At 62.8% G+C, this 17885-nt stretch carries 15 protein-coding genes and 1 tRNA gene; 8 read left to right on the top strand and 8 right to left on the bottom strand.

Translation table 11 applies throughout. The features are described 5' to 3' along the window. Positions 1-34: 34 nt before the first annotated feature. Both MIC97_RS12420 and MIC97_RS12415 read right to left on the bottom strand, forming a co-directional pair. Entirely contained in the window at positions 35-1009 is a 975-nt protein-coding gene (locus MIC97_RS12420) for a complex I NDUFA9 subunit family protein (RefSeq protein ID WP_239800276.1), read from the bottom strand. A 116-nt stretch (positions 1010-1125) separates the two neighbouring features. Beyond that, entirely contained in the window at positions 1126-1578 is a 453-nt protein-coding gene (locus MIC97_RS12415; RefSeq protein ID WP_239800275.1) for a DoxX family protein, read from the bottom strand. 333 nt (positions 1579-1911) lie between these two features. Between MIC97_RS12415 and MIC97_RS12410 the strand changes: the two genes are divergently transcribed. Next, positions 1912-2619: an SDR family NAD(P)-dependent oxidoreductase gene (locus MIC97_RS12410; RefSeq protein WP_239800274.1), complete on the top strand. Its 708-nt coding sequence runs from the start codon at positions 1912-1914 to the stop codon at positions 2617-2619. Positions 2620-2735: 116 nt separating this feature from the next. On the opposite strand, the gene rpsA is transcribed toward MIC97_RS12410, so the two are convergent. The 3 genes from rpsA to aroA all read right to left on the bottom strand — a co-directional run bounded on the left by rpsA (position 2736) and on the right by aroA (position 6633). Continuing rightward, positions 2736-4433 (bottom strand): 30S ribosomal protein S1, encoded by a 1698-nt coding sequence (gene rpsA / locus MIC97_RS12405; protein WP_183826580.1) that lies wholly within the window; start codon positions 4431-4433, stop codon positions 2736-2738. Between the two features lie 188 nt (positions 4434-4621). Beyond that, positions 4622-5275 (bottom strand): (d)CMP kinase, encoded by a 654-nt coding sequence (gene cmk, locus MIC97_RS12400; protein WP_239800273.1) that lies wholly within the window; start codon positions 5273-5275, stop codon positions 4622-4624. Continuing rightward, positions 5272-6633: a 3-phosphoshikimate 1-carboxyvinyltransferase gene (gene aroA / locus MIC97_RS12395; RefSeq protein ID WP_239800272.1), complete on the bottom strand. Its 1362-nt coding sequence runs from the start codon at positions 6631-6633 to the stop codon at positions 5272-5274. The genes cmk and aroA overlap by 4 nt, the downstream gene beginning before the upstream one ends. A 196-nt stretch (positions 6634-6829) precedes the next feature. Here aroA and MIC97_RS12390 point away from each other — a divergent pair, with 196 nt between their 5' ends. From MIC97_RS12390 to MIC97_RS12360, 7 genes are all read left to right on the top strand, one after another. Then, complete coding sequence (locus tag MIC97_RS12390; RefSeq protein ID WP_239800271.1) at positions 6830-7219, top strand: TIGR02300 family protein; 390 nt, start codon at positions 6830-6832, stop codon at positions 7217-7219. 165 nt (positions 7220-7384) lie between these two features. Beyond that, positions 7385-7460, top strand: a tRNA-Ala gene (locus MIC97_RS12385). A gap of 349 nt (positions 7461-7809) precedes the next feature. Then, complete coding sequence (locus MIC97_RS12380) at positions 7810-8313, top strand: RNA polymerase sigma factor (protein WP_239800270.1); 504 nt, start codon at positions 7810-7812, stop codon at positions 8311-8313. Between the two features lie 95 nt (positions 8314-8408). After that, complete coding sequence (locus MIC97_RS12375) at positions 8409-9362, top strand: FecR domain-containing protein (RefSeq protein WP_239800269.1); 954 nt, start codon at positions 8409-8411, stop codon at positions 9360-9362. 135 nt (positions 9363-9497) lie between these two features. Then, the gene (locus MIC97_RS12370; protein WP_239800268.1) at positions 9498-12398 is read left to right on the top strand and encodes a TonB-dependent receptor; all 2901 of its coding nucleotides are present in this window, start codon (positions 9498-9500) and stop codon (positions 12396-12398) included. A gap of 191 nt (positions 12399-12589) precedes the next feature. Continuing rightward, positions 12590-13735 carry a GGDEF domain-containing protein gene (locus tag MIC97_RS12365; protein ID WP_239800267.1) on the top strand — a complete coding sequence of 382 codons (1146 nt, stop codon included), beginning with the start codon at positions 12590-12592 and terminating at the stop codon, positions 13733-13735. A gap of 84 nt (positions 13736-13819) precedes the next feature. Next, a complete protein-coding gene (locus tag MIC97_RS12360; RefSeq protein ID WP_239800266.1) occupies positions 13820-14149 on the top strand; it encodes a hypothetical protein in 330 nt (109 codons plus the stop codon). A gap of 292 nt (positions 14150-14441) precedes the next feature. Here the strand turns inward: MIC97_RS12360 and hisG are convergent, their stop codons facing one another. Genes hisG through hisS form a run of 3 tightly spaced genes read right to left on the bottom strand, consistent with a single transcriptional unit; the run spans position 14442 to position 17810 of the window. Beyond that, positions 14442-15158: an ATP phosphoribosyltransferase gene (gene hisG / locus MIC97_RS12355; protein ID WP_239800265.1), complete on the bottom strand. Its 717-nt coding sequence runs from the start codon at positions 15156-15158 to the stop codon at positions 14442-14444. Further along, positions 15155-16279 (bottom strand): ATP phosphoribosyltransferase regulatory subunit, encoded by a 1125-nt coding sequence (locus MIC97_RS12350; protein ID WP_239800264.1) that lies wholly within the window; start codon positions 16277-16279, stop codon positions 15155-15157. Before MIC97_RS12350 ends, hisG begins: the two co-directional genes overlap by 4 nt. A 25-nt stretch (positions 16280-16304) precedes the next feature. Next, positions 16305-17810, bottom strand: coding sequence for a histidine--tRNA ligase (gene hisS, locus MIC97_RS12345; RefSeq protein WP_239800263.1), 1506 nt, complete (start codon positions 17808-17810; stop codon positions 16305-16307). Positions 17811-17885 lie beyond the last annotated feature (75 nt).

Below are 17885 nucleotides of genomic sequence, written 5' to 3'. Positions count from 1 at the left end.
TCCGTCAGCCCTGATGCTGCCTGCTATATTTGCCTCAGGCCGTCTGGCGGCGCTGGAACTGGCCGGCGGCGCGGAAACGCCACAGATAGCTCGGCAATATGGTGGCCATCGACTGCGCCTCGATGCCGAGACCTGAAAGCGTGCGTCCTTCAGCTTCGGCTCCCTGCGATACGACGTTGTCGGAGCGCAGCTGCTCAAGCTGATCGCGGGTCAGCAGGGGCTTCGGCAGAAGGCCAAGGAACGAAGCGGCCAGTTTCGACACCCACCATGGCAGCGGAACCAGCAGGCGCTTGCGCTCGACCACGGCAAGCATTTCTTCCAGGCACTGGCGGAAGCTGGCCACCACCGGACCGCCAAGCTCATAGGTGCTGCCGGCAACGGCAACACCATCGACCGACAGCGCCACCGCTTCTGCCACATCGGCGACATAGACGGGCTGGAACCGCGTTTCACCGCCACCGATCAGCGGCAGCGCCGGTGAATAGCGGGTCATGGCGGCAAAGCGGTTGAAGAAGCGATCTTCGGGACCAAAAATGATGGAGGGCCGGAAGATAGTGGCATCGGGCACAGTGTCCCGAACCGCCTTTTCGCCTCGCGCCTTGGTGCGGGCATAAGCGGACGGAGACTGCATGTCGGCTCCGAGCGCTGAAACATGGGTGAGACGTGCGCCGACGCCACGGGCGGCCTCAGCCACGGCACGGGCGCCGAATTCATGCACCGAACCGAATTTCTGGCGTCCGCTCTCGGTCAGGATGCCGACGAGGTTGATCACATGATCGGCCCCGATCACCGCCTGATCGACAGACTTGCGGAACCGCAGATTGGCCTGAACGGCCTGAATCTGGCCGACATTGCCTAGCGGCTGGAGATGTCCGGCAAGGTCGGGGCGGCGGCAGGCGACGCGGACGCGATAGCCGCGCCGCGCCAGCGCGCGCACGACGTGCCTTCCTACGAATCCAGACCCACCGAAAACGACCACGAGTTTGGGAGTTTGCAGGATTTCTGTCATGACGGGCTCCGGCTATGCGCCCCGGCACCGCCGGGGCTTGGCTGAAGCCGCTTCATAGTCCGTTTCTTGGCCGAGGCAAAGTGCGATCGGTGGTCGCTCCCACCGATCGCAGTGGATCAGAACGCCTTGCCCAGCCGTGCATCCACGGAATGGCGGTTCGGACCACGGATGACGAAGTAGAAAAGCATCGCCGACCACAGGATCGACTTCTCGGCGCCCGCATAGCCCTGACCGATGGTGACCCAGTGGAACCACACGGTGACCAGCAGTACGATCAGCCCAGCAAAGGCCGACGGACGGGTCAGGAAGCCGAGCAGGAGGAAGATGCCGCCGAAGAACTCGGTGCACGACAGAAGCAGGGACCAGAAGGCGCCGGGATAGAAGCCGAGCCCCTGAACCATTTCGGCAGCTCCGAACGGATCGACGATCTTGGACGAGCCATGGATGGCAAGGATGCCGCCGGTGACGACGCGGAGCAGGGTTTCCGAGCCTTCGTGAAGCGCTGCATAGATGCTGCCGAGGCCGGGAATGATCAGGCGCGGACGCCCGTTTTCGGTGGTGATGGACATAAATTTTCTTCCTGTTGCGGAGGCGCTCCTAACGCCTGAAGCCCTCTTCACGGTCAAATGAAATAAAGTTGAGTGAGAAAGCAAGGTTCAGCCCGGTGACAGTGCGTTTCAAAAAAGTGGCCATCCGCCATGCGAAAAGGCAAGGCAGGCTCAACGAAATAGCATTTGAGTGATGCACAAAAACGCGCAACGCTGTGCGGATGCGCTGAGCACCTTGCATCCTGACGGATCAGCAATGGTTGTTTCAGCATTTTTATTGGGCGTCGAACCGATCCGGAAACAAATTGCTTCGGCCTGGTGATGACGTGAGGGGTGAGGAGAGATCAATCGCTGATGTCGGGACCATTTGACGGAAAACATATTATCGTGACCGGCGGCACCGGGGCGCTGGGCAGCGTCGTCGTCGGCAGACTCATTGAGCAGGGCGCTATCTGCCATGTGCCCAATACCCACGCGGAACCGCCCGCGCATTTTCCCTATGCCACTCATCCTAATGTCAGGCTGAGCCACAACATCTATCTGGCCGACGCCAAGACCGTGGATGCCTTTTATGCGGGCGTGAATGATCTTTGGGCATCCATCCATCTGGCCGGCGGTTTCGGTGCCGCGCCAATCGACAAGACCGAATCCGCGTCCTTCGAGGAGCTTCTGGAAACCAACGTCCACACCAGCTTCTTCTGCTGCCGGGCAGCGGTGCGCAGCATGATGGCACGCGGCAAGGGTGGCCGCATCGTCAATGTCGCCGCCAAGCCCGGCCTAAACCCGCGCCGCGGTTCGGGCATGGTCGCCTACACCACCAGCAAGGCGGCAGTTGCCGCCATGACGGTGTCGCTGGCCGAAGAGGTCAAGGCCCGCAACATTCTGGTCAACGCGATCGCACCTTCCATTCTGGACACGCCTGCCAACCGGGCGGCGATGCCGGATGCGGACTTCGGCAAATGGGTCAGCCTCGAGACCGTGGCCGCGACGATCGCCTATCTGGTCGCCCCCGCCAACGAGGCGATGAGCGGCGCTCTTATTCCGCTCTACGGTCAGTCCTGAAGACCAGCCCGAACTGCAAGGACAGTAAAAAAAGACCCGCCGGATCGCTCCGGCGGGTCTTTTTTTATTCAGCCCCGAACTCCGCCGCAAACGGCGGAGCCGGAAGACACAACGTCTTAGTTGGTCTGCTTCTTCAGCGCGGCGCCCAGAATGTCGCCCAGCGAAGCGCCGGAGTCGGTAGAACCGTACTGAGCGACGGCTTCCTTCTCCTCGGCGATTTCCAGCGCCTTGATCGACACCTGAACCTTGCGGCTCTTCTTGTCGTAGACGATGACGCGGGCATCGACCTTCTGGCCGACGGTGAAGCGCTCGGGGCGCTGCTCGTCACGGTCGCGCGACAGGTCGGAGCGCTTGATGAAGCTTTCCAGACCGCTTTCGACCAGACGAACGTCCAGACCGCCATCCTTCACGCCGGTGACTTCGCAGGTCACGACGGCGTTCTTGCGCAGTTCGCCGGAAGCGGCGGCGTCGCCGGCCGCGTCACGCGAAAGCTGCTTGATGCCGAGCGAGATGCGCTCCTTGTCGATGTCGACGTCGAGCACCTGAGCCTTGACCATGTCGCCACGGTTGTACTCTTCGATGACCTGCTCGCCCGGACGGGTCCAGTCGAGGTCGGAGAGGTGAACCATGCCGTCGACATCGCCTTCGAGGCCGATGAACAGGCCGAACTCGGTCTTGTTCTTGACCTCGCCCTCGACTTCCGAACCAACCGGATGGTTGCGGGCGAAAGCTTCCCACGGATTCTCAAGCGTCTGCTTGAGGCCGAGCGAGATGCGGCGCTTGGCCGGATCAACCTCGAGCACGACCACGTCAACCTGCTGCGAGGTGGACAGGATCTTGCCGGGATGCACGTTCTTCTTCGTCCACGACATTTCCGAAACGTGGATGAGGCCCTCGATGCCCGGCTCCAGCTCGACGAACGCGCCGTAGTCGGTGATGTTGGTGACGGTGCCGGTGATCTTCTTGCCGATCGGGAACTTGGTGCCGATGTCGGACCACGGATCGCTCTCGAGCTGCTTCATGCCCAGCGAGATGCGGTGCGTCTCCTGGTTGATGCGGATGATCTGCACCTTGACCGTCTGACCGATGTTGAGGATCTCGGTCGGATGGTTGACGCGGCGCCATGCCATGTCGGTGACGTGCAGCAGGCCGTCGATGCCGCCGAGATCAACGAACGCACCGTAGTCGGTGATGTTCTTGACCACGCCCTCGACGACCTGACCCTCTTCGAGGTTCTGGACGATCTCGGAGCGCTGCTCGGCACGGCTCTCTTCAAGCACGGTGCGGCGCGAAACGACGATGTTGCCGCGGCGCTTGTCCATCTTGAGGATTTCGAAGGGCTGCGGGTTGTGCATGAGCGGGGTGACGTCGCGGATCGGACGGATGTCGACCTGCGAACGCGGCAGGAAGGCGACGGCGCCGTCCAGATCGACGGTGAAGCCGCCCTTGACCTGGTTGAAGATGACGCCTTCGACGCGCTCACCCTTGCCGAACTTCTCTTCCAGACGGACCCAGCTTTCCTCGCGGCGAGCCTTTTCGCGCGACAGCATGGCCTCGCCCAGCGCGTTCTCGATGCGCTCGACATAGACCTCGACGGTGTCGCCGACCTTCAGCGTGCCGTCCTTGGCCTTGGCGCCGAATTCCTTCAGCGGAACGCGACCTTCGACCTTCAGGCCGACGTCGATGATGGCCATGTCCTTTTCGATGGCGGTGACGATACCGCGAACGACCTGGCCTTCACCGGCATGACCGTCGGCAAAAGATTCTTCGAGCAGGCTCGCGAAATCATCGCGAGTAGGGTTTGAAACTGACATATGTTCTCCTGAAATGCCTCTTTACCGGAGGCGGCGCCGTGGGTTCGTGTTGCGTTTGCCCGACCGATATTCCGGACCCTCGGGTCCCGGACCGCACAGGGCGGTCGAAATACGGCGCGTAGAATGCCGGCAGGCAGTTTAATCTCAAATCGAATGAGAAGCGGACTTCATATCGTCCACAATCCCGTTCAGCTTTCGCTTTCTGCTGCCACTATACCATCAATGATGGATCTGGCGGCAATAAACGCGGTTTCTATATCCATTTCGCTGGTATCGAGCAAGTGCGCATCGGCGGCAGGCCGCAGTGGGGAGTCGGCGCGGCCCATGTCGCGCTCGTCGCGACGGGCGATATCGGCAAGAATGGTGGCGAAATCGCCGGTGCCGTCACGCGCCTCGATCTCGGCCAGCCGCCGCCGCGCCCGCACCTCGGCGCTCGCCGTCACATAAAGCTTCACCGTCGCATCCGGGCAGACGACCGTGCCGATGTCGCGGCCATCCAGCACGGCACCGGAAGCCTGCGCGGCGAAGGCGCGCTGCTTGTCCACCAGTATGCGCCGCACCTCGGGGATGACGGCTATCTTCGAGGCCGCCTCGCCAACGGCGTGGGCGGAGAGCACGTTACGGTCCAGGCCGCCGAGATCGACGAGACGCGCGGCCTCTGTCGCATGCGGCGCATCACCCAGCGGCCAGCCCTTCGTCAGCAGCATATGGGCGACCGCCCTGTAGGTCAGGCCGGTATCCAGATGCGGCAGGTGGTAATAGTCGGCCAGCCGCCGCGCCAGCGTACCCTTGCCGGAGGCGGCGGGTCCGTCGATGGCGATCACGAGAGGAGCGGCCGTCATGCTGCGGCTTCCACCGCTTCGATCTGCGCTCCAAGTCCGGTCATCAGGCCCATGAACTCGGGAAACGAGGTCGCGATCATCGCCAGATCATCGATGGTGACCGGCTTTTCCGCAGCGAGCCCCATGATCAGGAAGCTCATTGCGATGCGATGGTCGAGATGGGTCCTGACCGCTTCACCACCACCCAGGCCCTTTCCGCCCGGAACACCGCGCACGGCGAGCGTCGCCTCGCCTTCCGTGCAGTCCACATGGTTCTGGCGCAGACCGGCAGCGACTGCCGCAAGCCGGTCGCTTTCCTTCACGCGCAACTCTTCAAGCCCCTGCATCAGCGTTTCGCCTTCCGCAAAGGCGGCGGCAACGGCCAGCACCGGATATTCGTCGATCATCGACGGCGCACGCTCGGCCGGCACGGTGACGCCCTTCAGCTGCGAATGGCGCACACGCAGATCGGCAACATCCTCGCCACCCTCGCTGCGCGGGTCCTGCACCTCGATATCGGCACCCATTTCCTGAAGCGTGAGAATCAAGCCCGTCCGCGTCGGGTTCATCAGCACATTGCGGATGACGATGTCGGAACCGGGCACGATCAGGGCCGCAACCAGCGGGAACGCGGCCGAGGACGGGTCACCGGGAACGGCAATCGTCTGGCCGGCAAGCCTGCCCTGCCCCTCGATGAAGATATGGCGCACGCCGCGTTCGTCGGTTTCCACATCGATATTGGCGCCGAAACCCTTCAGCATCTTTTCGGTGTGGTCGCGGGTCATCACTGGCTCGATGACAGTGGTGATGCCGGGCGTGTTGAGCGCGGCCAGCAGCACCGCCGACTTCACCTGCGCCGACGGCATCGGCACGCGGTAAGTGATGGGTGCGGCATGTTTGGGCCCGCGCAGGGTCAGCGGCATGCGATCGCCGGGGGCTGCATTCAGCACCTGCACGCCCATCTGGCGCAGCGGATCGAGCACACGGCCCATGGGGCGCGAATGCAGCGACGCGTCACCGATGAAGGTGGTTTCCATGTCATAGGTGCCGACAAGCCCCATGGTCAGGCGCGAGCCGGTGCCGGCATTGCCGAAATCAAGCGGACCCTGGGGCTGCAGGAGCGCACCGTTGCCGGTGCCGCGAATGATCCATTCGTCGCCCTGCTTTTCGATATGGGCGCCCATGGCCTTCATCGCTTCGCCGGTGCGCAGCACATCCTCGCCCTCAAGCAGGCCGGTGATGCGCGTCTCGCCGGAAGCGAGCCCCCCGAACATAAAGGAGCGATGCGAAATCGACTTGTCGCCGGGAACCCGCGCCTCGCCCCGGAGGGCGGAAGAGCGGCGGGCAATGGCCGGTTGCGGGGCGGCGGAATGCGACATGACTATTCCTCTTGCGAAGATCCCGGTTAGCGGGCAATTTCAAAGGGAGCGCGGCGGTCTCGTATCATGACCGGATGCGACGGTCATCCCCCTTGGTAAGCTGCAGGAAACTCCGGTTTTCCGGTGGCGGCATTTGGCTTTGACAGGCTTGCAAGGAGCCGTTAAGGGGACCAAACTTTTTTCGACGAGGCTTGTCGTGGCAAAATCCGAACTTGGCACCAAACGAATCGACCCGGAAACGGGCCAGAAATTCTATGATCTGAACAAGGATCCGATCGTCTCGCCCTATACGGGCAAGACCTATCCGCGTTCCTATTTCGAGGACACCAAGGCTTCGATCCTTGAAGAAGAGGACGAAGTTGCAGAGAAGGAGCTGGACGCCGAGGAAGATGGCGCCGTTCTGGTTCCGCTCGAAGACGCCGACGGTGATTCGAAGGACGACGATCTGCCGGATCTCGGCGACGACGACGATGATGTCGATCTGGGCGACGATGACGACACCTTCCTTGCCGACGAGGAAGAGGGTGACGACGACGACGTTTCCGACATGATCGGCGTTGGCGACGACGACGAAGACGACATCTGATCGGGACGATGTCCACATGCCGCGTTTTTATGCGCGCGGCATGAAAAAAGCAGGCTGAAGAGGCTTGCTATTCACAACGGGCGGCGCTAGAAGCCGCCCACATCGGGTGAAGATGCTTTGCCCGGTACCTAGCCGGAAACGGCTCCCGGCAAACAAACCGGGTGTGGGGCCATAGCTCAGCTGGGAGAGCGCCTGCATGGCATGCAGGAGGTCAGCGGTTCGATCCCGCTTGGCTCCACCAAATTTTCTCCGATCTGCAACATATGCCGCCGTTACGGGCTGCCGCTCGCTCGTCCTGCATGTGACGTGGTCTGCAAGGTCGCGCGCCTCGCCGCCCTTTTTCATTTGTGTTGCAAATATGCAAATTGTTCACGCTTTCGGTGAGACAGGGCGGTTTGTATCTTGCCACAAAAACATGAGTTTATTAATCAACAAAATCATATTTGCCGGGTCTGGCTGGTCTCGATGGTCAATGCCGGATTTGTTCTGCCAGTTCCCGGAAGCGGCACAGGAAACAGCGCGGTAAAGACGGGCATCGTTACGGCCCTTTGTCCCACCTGCTGCCCTCGACGAGCAGGAACAGATTGCCAATGTGGGATTTGCAGCATCTTTTCAGGAAGCATGCGCGTGACATTGCCCAATCGCTGCGCCGCCGTGGCATAGCAGAAGAGACCGCCGCCGATCTCACGCAGGACACGTTCGTGCGCGTGCTCGTCTCACCGCCGGCCAGCGGCACGGTCGCGCACAATCCGGCCGGCTATCTGTTCCGCGTTGCCCGCAATCTCGGCATCGACCATCAGCGCCGCGAACGGCGCGTCACCTTCGTGGACCTCGCCCCGGAGGCGTTTGCCGCACTGGCCGACACCGCCCCTTCTGCGGAGACCATCGTCTACGACCGGCAAAAGCTCACCCTTACGAAGGCCGCGCTTGCCGAATTGCCCGAGCGGACCCGCAAGGCTTTCGAGATGCACCGCCTTGAGGCGATGACCATTGCAGCGGTAGCGGCAGAGCTCGATCTTTCCATATCGCGCACATGGTCTCTCATCCGCCATGCCTATGAGCATATCGACATGCGGCTTTCCGCAGTGCGATAAGTTTTCCCTGCCTCCGCAGAAAATTTCTGCCCGCTAACCGTATTAGGTGTTACGGGCATTTTTTGCTTGCCCTGAACCGGCATTGGGAGAGCCGCATGAATGACGAAACGGATGGTCGCCAGTTGTTTCTTGAGGCAGCCGATCTCGCCATCCGCTTGCAGAACGACCCTGCCAATCCCGTTTCGGTCGAGACCATTCGCAACTGGGTGGCGCGCAGCCCGCATCATGCCGCTGCGTGGACACGGGTGGCTGAAATCCATGGCATGACCGGAAAGATACTGGCCGGCCAGCGCACACAAAGCGCGGACGGCAAGCTTTCGCGCCGCAAACTGTTGATGGGCGGTGCGGCAGGTCTGGCCGCGGTCGCCGTCGGTACCTGGGCCGTTCCGCTGGCGCTCTTGCATGCCAGGGCCGACCACATCACCACCACAGCCGAAATCCGCCAGATTACCCTTCCGGATGGCAGCATGGCGACACTGGGGCCCGATACCGCCATTGCCACGCTTTACAGCGATTCACAGCGCATGATCGAATTGCTGGCCGGAATGGCCTTCTTCGAGGTGGCGCCCAATCCTCATCGTCCTTTTATGGTCAGCGCGGGGCCGGTGACGGCGAGAGCAGTTGGCACCGCCTTCGATGTCTCGCAGGATGCAGGTTTCATTTCCGTATCCGTTTCGCACGGCATGGTGGAGGCACGAACCGCCGATGCGCTGTCCGCACAGGCAACCCGCCTGTCGGCAGGAGACTGGCTCACCCTCGACCCCTCCACGCACCTTCTGAAGCGGGGCACGCGCGAGGCGGATCAGGTTGCCGCATGGCGCGAAGGCCTGATCGTGGCCGAGCAGGAGACCGTCTCGGCCATGGTGGCGAAGATCGCGCGCTGGTTGCCGGGCCGCGTCTTGCTGGCCGATCCTTCGCTCGGCAGGCGCGAGGTCAGCGGCGTTTTCGACCTTGGCGATCCTGCCCGCGCACTGGAAGCGGTGGTGAGCCCGTTCGGTGCGAAACTGCGCACCGTCGGCCCGCTGATGACGGTGATTTCGCCCGTCTGAAAAAAGATCGGCAAAAAACAGAAAAAAACGCAGACCCGTTCGTAAGGCTTGAATAGGAGCTGCACCACCCGGCGATCAGGCATGTCAGCTCTCCCAATTCGAAAACGGAGTGCATAGGACATGGGGTTCGGGCCTGTGAAGAATAAAGCCGGCCGCATCGGCGGTAAAATGCTTGCTGCGGCGCTGCTGGCAACCACGGCATTGCCGCCGGGCATTGCGTTGATGTCGACCGGCAGTTTTGCCCAGTCGCGCTCGGAAACGACCTTCAACATCCCCTCAGGCTCGCTCAGCCGGGCTCTGGCCGCATTCGGCAGCCAGTCGGGAACTCAGGTCTCCTATGAAGCTTCGATCGCGGCGGGCAAATCGTCGCCCGGGATTCGCGGTGCGGCTACACGCGAGCAGGCACTGGCGCAGATCCTGCAAGGCTCCGGCCTCGTCTACACGTTCAAGGATCCGTCGAACGTTCTCATCACCGATCGTATCTCGGCGGCCCATGCCACCACACCTTCGGGCAGCTCGATGCTTCTGAGCACCATCAACGTTTCCGGACGCGGCGGCGCGCAGTCCGTCTACACCGACCCGGCGTCTTCCGTTTACATCACCGCCGAGCAGCTCGACCGCTACGGCCGGCTGTCCCCCTCGGACATGCTCAGGGGCCAGCCCGGCGTCCAGGTCGGCGACAGCCGCAACGGCGGCGGTGTCGACGTCAACATTCGCGGGCTGCAGGGCCAGAGCCGCGTTGCCGTCACCGTCGATGGCTCCCAGCAGTCGCTCAATGTCTATCGCGGCTATGCAGGCACGCAGCAGCGCAGCTATTTCGATCCGGACCTGATCAGCGACGTGACCATAACCAAGGGTCCGGGACTGACACCTTCGGCCGCAGGCGCGATCGCCGGCACCGTCAACATGACGACGCTTCGCCCCGAGGACATCATCAAGCCCGGCAAGAACTGGGGCGTGCGCCTGAAGGGCGAGTTGTGGGACAATGGCGTGAAGCAAGCCTATCGGCCCGAATATCTGGGCAGCAGCACCGAACTTGGCACCACGCCTCATGACAGCCGCCCCAACCTTTTCGATTCCAAGGCCAAGTCCGGAAGCGTGGCGGCTGCCTTCACCAGCGACCATATCGATCTGGTGGCCGCCTATGCGCGCCGCAATCAGGGCAACTACTTTGCCGGCAAGCATGGCCGTGAAAAGTACCGCGAGTTCGACAGATGGGGTTATGAGAAAAACACGGTCGCCAAGTCCTACATGGCGGGCGAAGAGGTTCTCAACACCTCGGTCAACACCGAGTCGGCCCTGCTGAAGGCCACCATCAAGCCGACCGACGAGCAGCAACTGGAACTCAGCTACCGCTATTTCGACGGCGAGTTCGGCGAGATCATGCCCTCCGACATTTTCAGGTTCGGCACCGGCGGCGTCTATCAGTATCCTGTCGGCAGCATGGTCATCAACTCGGCCTCGGCGCGCTACTCGTTCGACCCGAAGGACAACGACCTGATCGACTTCAAGGCCAATTTCTGGGCCACGGGCGCCAAGAGCGACCAGATCAACGCCACCAACGGTCCGAAGTCGCAATGGGTCTACGGCAGCAGCGACCGCAGCTGGGTGCGCATGGACAACACACGCGTCGGCGGCGATCTTTCCAACCGCTCGGAGTTCAAGACAGAGGCTGGCGCCTTCGCCCTCGATTTCGGCGGCGGATTCCAGTACGAGGACATCCGGCCGCAGGACGGAGTCGTGATCACCGAACACGACCTGAACTCCAACCGCAACCTGCGCGACGGCTACCGCACCGAAGTCAACCTCTCCGGCAAGCTCGAATACAAGCCTCGCGAGAACCTGCAGTTCTGGGCCGGCGGGCGCTATGGCCGCTACTCCTCGCACGACCGCAACGCGCCTTCGGTGGCCCGCCGTGAGAACGTCTATGGAAAGTGGGTCTCGGTCTGGAACGGCAAGGTCTTCGGCAACATGTACTGGACGCCTGACGAAAACGGCCAGTTCACCGACGCCAACGATCCGCGCCTGAACAACGGCATGGTCATTACCGACGCGAACAACCCGTTCGACGGCATACCGTTCGACGAGTTCGGCACGCCGAGCTACATGGCGGAGAGCAATCCGGGCTACACAAACATGGTGGTCGGCTTTGATCGCGGCGAGAGGATGTCGAACAGCGCCAGCGGCTTCACACCGGCCATCGGCGTCAACTACGAGATTTCGCCGCAGACCTTCCTCTATGCAAGCTATACGCAGGGCTATCGCCTGCCATCGCTGTTCGAGACGACGATCGGCACGTTGCAGGTCGACCCGGCCTCGGGACTGAAGCCGGAGCGCTCGCGCGCCATAGAGATCGGCGCCAGCACCACGCGCGAAAGCCTGATCACCGAAGGCGACGTGGCGTCTTTCAAGCTCGCTTACTTCAACAATGACGTGAAGAACTACATCGTCCGCTACTATGATCCCTTCGGCACCGGACTGATGACCTTCTCCAACGCCGACAGCTATCAGACCAGCGGTCTGGAGTTCCAGTCGAACTACGACAACGGCCGCTTCTTCGCCGAGCTTGGCGCGACCTACTATCTGCGCACCGAGACCTGCGATGCCGACTTTGCCGCCTATCTGCGCGATAAGGCGAATGCCTATGTGAAGACACAGGATGCGCCGGACTGTACCCCGGGCAGCTATGTCGGCTCCTACATCAACACCCAGAACCCGCCGAAATATGCGTTGAACCTGACCGTGGGCGGCCGCTTCTTTGAAGACAAGCTGACGGTGGGCGGTCGCATGACCTACACATCCGGTCCGACCGAAACGATCGACAAGCCATGGCAGAGCAGCGACACCACCCCGCAGCTCTACTATCACCCTGTCACCGTCTTCGACGCGTTCCTGAGCTACAAGCTGCGCGAGGACACGATCCTCAACGCCTCGGTGCACAACATCACCGATCGCTACTATCTGGACCCGCTGGCGCAGAGCTACATGCCGGCCCCCGGCCGCACCTTCAGGGCCGGCCTGACGGTAAAGTTCTGATCACTCCATTCCCCTGCCCGGCCTGAGGTCGCGGCAGGGGAACCTCGTTTTCGACCCTGTTATCCCCGGCATTGCAGGACAGGACGAGAACGCGTAACCTTCTGTTTACCCTTCTCGTAGTCGCTTTCGTATCACCTGCAGCCTTATGTTACGGGCAAGGAATCGGACCCACGGCAAGAGGCGTGACCAGAATGGGGATGGATTCGGACACGCTGTTCTTTGCAGCCGGCATCTGTGCGACCGCGCTTGCCCTGACGATGCTGAGTGTCTGGCTTCAGAACAGGATGGACCGTTTCCTGATCGGATGGTTCATCGGCATGGTGCTGCTGGGCTGCGGCGTCGTCATCTATTCGACGATCCCTTTCGAATCCACGGCCGTGATTGCTTCCGGTTTCGCGCTCCAGACGGCCGGCTTCATCGCCGTCTATGCCGCAGCAAAGCTGTTCGTCGGGAAACGAATGAACTGGCCGGCCATGGCAGCTCTGTTCGTCTGCCTCAGCTTTCCCGTAAGCGGGCTCATCGTCATGGGCTTCGAAGGGATCGGCATCGCTCTCTACAATCTGATCGCGGCAGGCCTGATCGTGCTGACCGCCCGGCTCTACTGGAATGCCCGGAGTGAGGCTCCGACTTCGATCACCGGCGTAACGGCGCTTTACCTGCTGACTTCCCTGTCGTTCCTGGCCTGCGCCGCCGTGCTCGTGCTGGACGGAAAATGGTCGCTGGAGCACCGGCCCGACAACTGGGCGGAAAACCTCAATGCCATCATGGCCATCGCCGGCATAACCGGCATCGGCGCCCTTTCGCTCGGGCTCAATCAGTCGCGTGTGGCGCGCCGGCACCGGATCGAAGCCCGGACCGACCCGCTGACCGGCACGCTGAACCGGCGCGCGCTGCTGGACAGCCTGAAGATGGATCATCTGCAACCGGGCGACGCCGTAATCGTCTTCGATCTCGATAACTTCAAGTCCATAAATGACCAGTATGGGCATCATGCAGGCGACCGCATCCTGTGCCAGTTCGCGCATGAACTGCGTTCCATCCTGAGGCGCGGGGATGTGGCTGCCAGAATGGGCGGCGAAGAGTTCGTCGTGGTGATCCGGCAGGCTTCGGTGCCGTCGTCGATTGCGATAGCCGAGCGCGTGAGATCTGCCTTCGCGGCCAACCAGATCCAGACGGATCAGGGACCAGTTCCGGCCACGGCAAGTGCCGGAATCGCGATCATGCTTCCCTCTGACGATGGCTTCGAGAGCGTCTTTCGCAGAGCCGACAGCGCGCTCTACCGCGCCAAGAACAACGGCAGGAACCGCGTCGTCACCGAATTGCAGGTGGTTGCCTGAGGCTGCATCCTGCCGGTTCGGCTTTGACAGGCGCGGTAACATGTTTCAGTTTCTCTGGCGTCATTCGCACAGAGGGAGAACAGCATGCACATACGAGGGGTGCTCACGGTGATCGCGGCCGGCGTCATGCTAGGCGGCTGCGTAACGGAATCGAGCTACAAGCAGGCGCAGGAGATCGTGCGCGGCAGCCCGGCCATGAAGCGGGACGCGATCAACAAATGCTACAGCGGCGCCTCCAGGGCCTCGCCGGCCCGCAAGGTGGAGATGGCGAAGATCATGAATGTCAGCCCGCGCAGCAATGTCGCACGCACCTATTGCACGCGCGCCTTCAACGGCATCGCCAGCGGCCGCATCACCTATGAGGATTTCCGCACCAAGAGCCCACGGTTCATCCGCGTCATTCAGGGCAGGTGACTGCCGCAGAAGGCAGGAGCCGGCGGGCCTGATGCCAGTAAGATCATGAAGCCGATCAGCTGTGGCGTGGCCACACGCTATCGCTCGGCCGGGATGCGGCCTCTTCCGGACCCCGGATGGCGGGAGCCTCGATCCCGCTGTCGTTCGGAATCAGAATGCGCCTGAAATTCTGTTCCTGTTCCTGCGGCAGCAGCCAGCCGGTCTGGCCGCTGCCGCATGAGCAACCTACCCCATATGTGAACTGAGCGATCTCAGGCGGCGGCGGCGCGTGCTCTTCCGGAACCGCCGCCGGTCAGACTGATGCGGTTTCGACCACGGAGGTACTGACGGCAGCGGCGATCTCGCGGATCAGCGCCTCGTCGGATGCCGGGCGCTCCCTGCGCGATGCAACCAGACAGGCCTGCGAGCGCAGGATCACGCCATCCCCCAGAATTTTGAGATGATTGGCACGCAGCGTCGAGCCGGTGGAAGTGATGTCGACGATGACATCGGCCGAGCCTGCCGCCGGAGCGCCCTCGGTAGCGCCGAGGCTTTCGACGATGCGATAGACCTGAATGCCGTGCTTGCCGGAAAAGAACTGCTGCGTGAGACGCCAGTATTTGGTGGCGATGCGCAGCCGCCGGCCATGGCGCTGGCGGAAATCGGCCGCCACGTCGTCAAGATCGGCCATGGTGTCGACATCGAGCCACATGTCGGGCACCGCCACCACCACGTCGGCATGGCCGAAGCCGAGGCGCGCGACGATTTCGGCGCGGCTTTCCCAGTCGGCCAGGTTCTCGCGCACCAGATCCTCGCCGGTGACGCCGAGATCGATGCCGCCGCTGCCGATCTCGCCCGAAATTTCCGAAGCCGACATGAACACGACCTCGATGTCACTGCGCCCCTCGACATGGGCATGGTAACGGCGGTCATCCTCGGGCAGGCTGACGGCAAGACCTGCCCCAGCCAGTATTTCCAGCGTCTTTTCCTTCAGGCGTCCCTTGGAGGGTATGGCCAGCGTCACGCTCATGCCCGCGCCTCCCTCAGCGCTTCCACCCGGTCGAGCCATACGGAGAAACCGACGCCGGGAATGGCGTGCTTCGCGCCGAGCAGCGTCAGCAGGCGGTCGTAGCGGCCGCCGCCGGCGAGCGGGCGACCATCGGTTCCCTCGGCCCCGATCTCGAACACCAGCCCGGTATAATAGTCGAGCGGACGCCCGAAGGCCGCATCATAGCGCACGGTCTCGGAAGCCAGCCCATGGCCGGCAATCGCCTGCGCGCGCTCCGCGAACAGGTCGAGCGCACCGCCAAGCTCCAGCCTGGCCTCGCGGGCGAAATCGCGCAGCGCGTCGGCCGCGCCGGCAAGCGGCGTGTCGATGGCCAGAAAGCTCTTCAAAGCGGCGAAGGCGTCATCGGAGAGGCGCACGCTGCGCAACTGCACCTTCTCGATCAGACGCCGCGCGATCTCGGCTGGCGTACGTCCGACAGAGAGCGGCAGTCCCGCCTGCTCCATGCACTTCGCGATCTGTGTGGTCAGCCCTTCCGCGTCGCCATCGACGGCAAGCAGCGCCACCGGCCCGGCCAACTGGCCGTTGCGCGGCGGGTTGGCGAGATCGGCAAGGGCTGCATCCAGCATCTCGTGCGAGCCGAAGGCGCGCGCCAGCCGCATGCGCCAGCCGCGCGGCAGGCCAAGCGCGGCCAGCACCGCCTCGAACACGGACTGGTCGCCGATGGTCAGTTTCAGGCTGGCCTGCGGAACCGCCTTCGCCAGCAGGTCATGCGCATCCGCCACCAGCCGCGCGTCGGCGGCGGCGGTATCGGCGTCGCCAAGATCCTCGATGCCGGCCTGAAAGAATTCGTTCGATCCGTCGCGGTGCTGGCGAAACACTTCCCCCAGATAGCCATAACGGCGCGGCGTTCCGGCCTGTGACGCGATATGATCGAGGCACACGGGAATGGTGAATTCCGGGCGAAGGCACAGCGCCTGCCCGGTCTCGCTTTCGGTGAGGAAGATGCGGCGGCGCAGATCCTCGCCGGCAATGTCGAGAAACGGATCGGCCGGCTGCAACACGCCGACTTCGACCAGATCGACGCTTTTGGCGGCGAACAGCGCTCTGACGTCGCCCGCGACGGAAGGAGAGCGCGATGTCATCGCCATTCCTCGTTCATCGCAGGGTTCATTGACCGGCCCTGTCGGCAGCCTGTGCGTCGAGGATCTTCTTCACCTCGGCGACCAGATCGCTTTCCGCAACGGTGACCTGCGCGGGCCTAGCGGCACGCCATTCGGCATTGTCGGAAATCTCGGCCGACATGCGCGCGCCTTCGATCAGGTCCTTGATCTGGACCTCGCCCTTCTCGCGCTCGTCGCCGCCCTGAATGACGGCCACCGGACAGCCGCGCCGGTCGGCATATTTGAGCTGCGCCTTCATGCCCGCGCCGCCGAGATACATCTCGGCGCGGATGCCGGCTCGGCGCAGATCCGACACCATCTTCTGATAGCGGCCGAGGCTTTCCGTATCCTTGTCCATGACCAGCACCACGACCGGCTGGATGACATCGGACATGTCAAGCTTGCCGAGGTTCTTCAGCGCCGTCATCAGGCGCGAGACGCCGATGGAGAAGCCCGTGGCCGGCACCGGCTCGCCGCGAAAGCGCGACACCAGACCGTCATAGCGGCCACCGCCGCCGACCGAGCCGAAGCGCACGATCTTTCCCTCGTCATTGGGAACCTCGGCCAGCAATTCAGCCTCGTAAACGGGGCCGGTGTAATATTCGAGGCCGCGCACCACGGAGGGATCGATTTTGATACGGCCGTCGTCGTAGCCGGCAGCGGCGACCATCGCACCGATATCGGCCAGTTCCTGCACGCCCTCTTCACCGCGCGGGGAGCCGGCAACGGCACCGCGCATTGCAGCCAAGGCGCCTGCAAGGTCGTCGCCGGTGGAAGATGTCAGCAGCAGCACGCGATCCGCCTGCGCCTCGTCCAGCCCTGCACCTTTGGTGAAGTCGCCGCTCTCGTCCAGACGGCCTTTGCCGAGCAGAGCGCGCACGCCGTCCGCCCCCACCTTGTCGAGCTTGTCCACGGCGCGCAGCACGGTGAGGCGGCGTCCCGCATTGTCCTCGCCGCCAAGACCGATGGCCTCAAGCACACCGTCCAGAACCTTGCGGTTGTTGACACGGATGACATAGTCGCCGCGCGCGATGCCCACGGCCTCCATCACGTCGGCCATCATCATTGCCATTTCGGCGTCGGCGGCCACGCCCGGCGTGCCGACCGTGTCGGCATCGAACTGCATGAACTGGCGGAAGCGCCCCGGACCGGGCTTCTCATTGCGGAACACCCAGCCCGCCCGATAGGAGCGGAAGGGCTTTGGCAGCTTCTCGAAATTCTCTGCCACGAAACGGGCCATCGGCGCGGTCAGATCGTAGCGCAGCGACAGCCACTGCTCGTCATCGTCCTGAAAGGAAAAGACGCCCTCGTTCGGCCGGTCCTGATCGGGCAGGAATTTTCCCAGTGCATCGGTGTATTCGATCAGCGGCTGGTCGACCGGCTCGAAACCGTAAAGCTCATAGACCTCGCGGATACGTGCCATCATCCTGTCGACGGCCCGGATGTCGTCGGGGCTGCGGTCGACAAAGCCGCGCGGCAGGCGTGCTTTCATCTTTTCCGGTCGTTCGGCCATGGCGGGTACTCTGCGGTTCGGCAATAGGGCGGCAGCGGGCCGGCGTGCGCCAGACCGCGCGCTGTCCTAACCGAT

This window comes from Aquamicrobium sp. NLF2-7 (assembly GCF_022359935.1).
In the GTDB taxonomy this organism is placed as follows: domain Bacteria; phylum Pseudomonadota; class Alphaproteobacteria; order Rhizobiales; family Rhizobiaceae; genus Mesorhizobium; species Mesorhizobium lusatiense.
This window is presented reverse-complemented; position numbering and strand designations above follow the sequence as displayed.

Excerpts from the sequence above, each read along its gene's own strand:
- MIC97_RS12410 (WP_239800274.1), top strand. The coding sequence starts at position 1,912 with ATGTCGGGACCATTTGACGGAAAACATATTATCGTGACCGGCGGCACC.
- MIC97_RS12350 (WP_239800264.1), bottom strand. The coding sequence starts at position 16,279 with ATGACATCGCGCTCTCCTTCCGTCGCGGGCGACGTCAGAGCGCTGTTC.
- MIC97_RS12365 (WP_239800267.1), top strand. The coding sequence starts at position 12,590 with ATGGGGATGGATTCGGACACGCTGTTCTTTGCAGCCGGCATCTGTGCG.
- MIC97_RS12420 (WP_239800276.1), bottom strand. The coding sequence starts at position 1,009 with ATGACAGAAATCCTGCAAACTCCCAAACTCGTGGTCGTTTTCGGTGGG.
- cmk (WP_239800273.1), bottom strand. The coding sequence starts at position 5,275 with ATGACGGCCGCTCCTCTCGTGATCGCCATCGACGGACCCGCCGCCTCC.
- MIC97_RS12360 (WP_239800266.1), top strand. The coding sequence starts at position 13,820 with ATGCACATACGAGGGGTGCTCACGGTGATCGCGGCCGGCGTCATGCTA.
- MIC97_RS12415 (WP_239800275.1), bottom strand. The coding sequence starts at position 1,578 with ATGTCCATCACCACCGAAAACGGGCGTCCGCGCCTGATCATTCCCGGC.
- hisS (WP_239800263.1), bottom strand. The coding sequence starts at position 17,810 with ATGGCCGAACGACCGGAAAAGATGAAAGCACGCCTGCCGCGCGGCTTT.
- MIC97_RS12375 (WP_239800269.1), top strand. The coding sequence starts at position 8,409 with ATGAATGACGAAACGGATGGTCGCCAGTTGTTTCTTGAGGCAGCCGAT.
- hisG (WP_239800265.1), bottom strand. The coding sequence starts at position 15,158 with ATGAGCGTGACGCTGGCCATACCCTCCAAGGGACGCCTGAAGGAAAAG.
- MIC97_RS12380 (WP_239800270.1), top strand. The coding sequence starts at position 7,810 with ATGTGGGATTTGCAGCATCTTTTCAGGAAGCATGCGCGTGACATTGCC.
- rpsA (WP_183826580.1), bottom strand. The coding sequence starts at position 4,433 with ATGTCAGTTTCAAACCCTACTCGCGATGATTTCGCGAGCCTGCTCGAA.
- aroA (WP_239800272.1), bottom strand. The coding sequence starts at position 6,633 with ATGTCGCATTCCGCCGCCCCGCAACCGGCCATTGCCCGCCGCTCTTCC.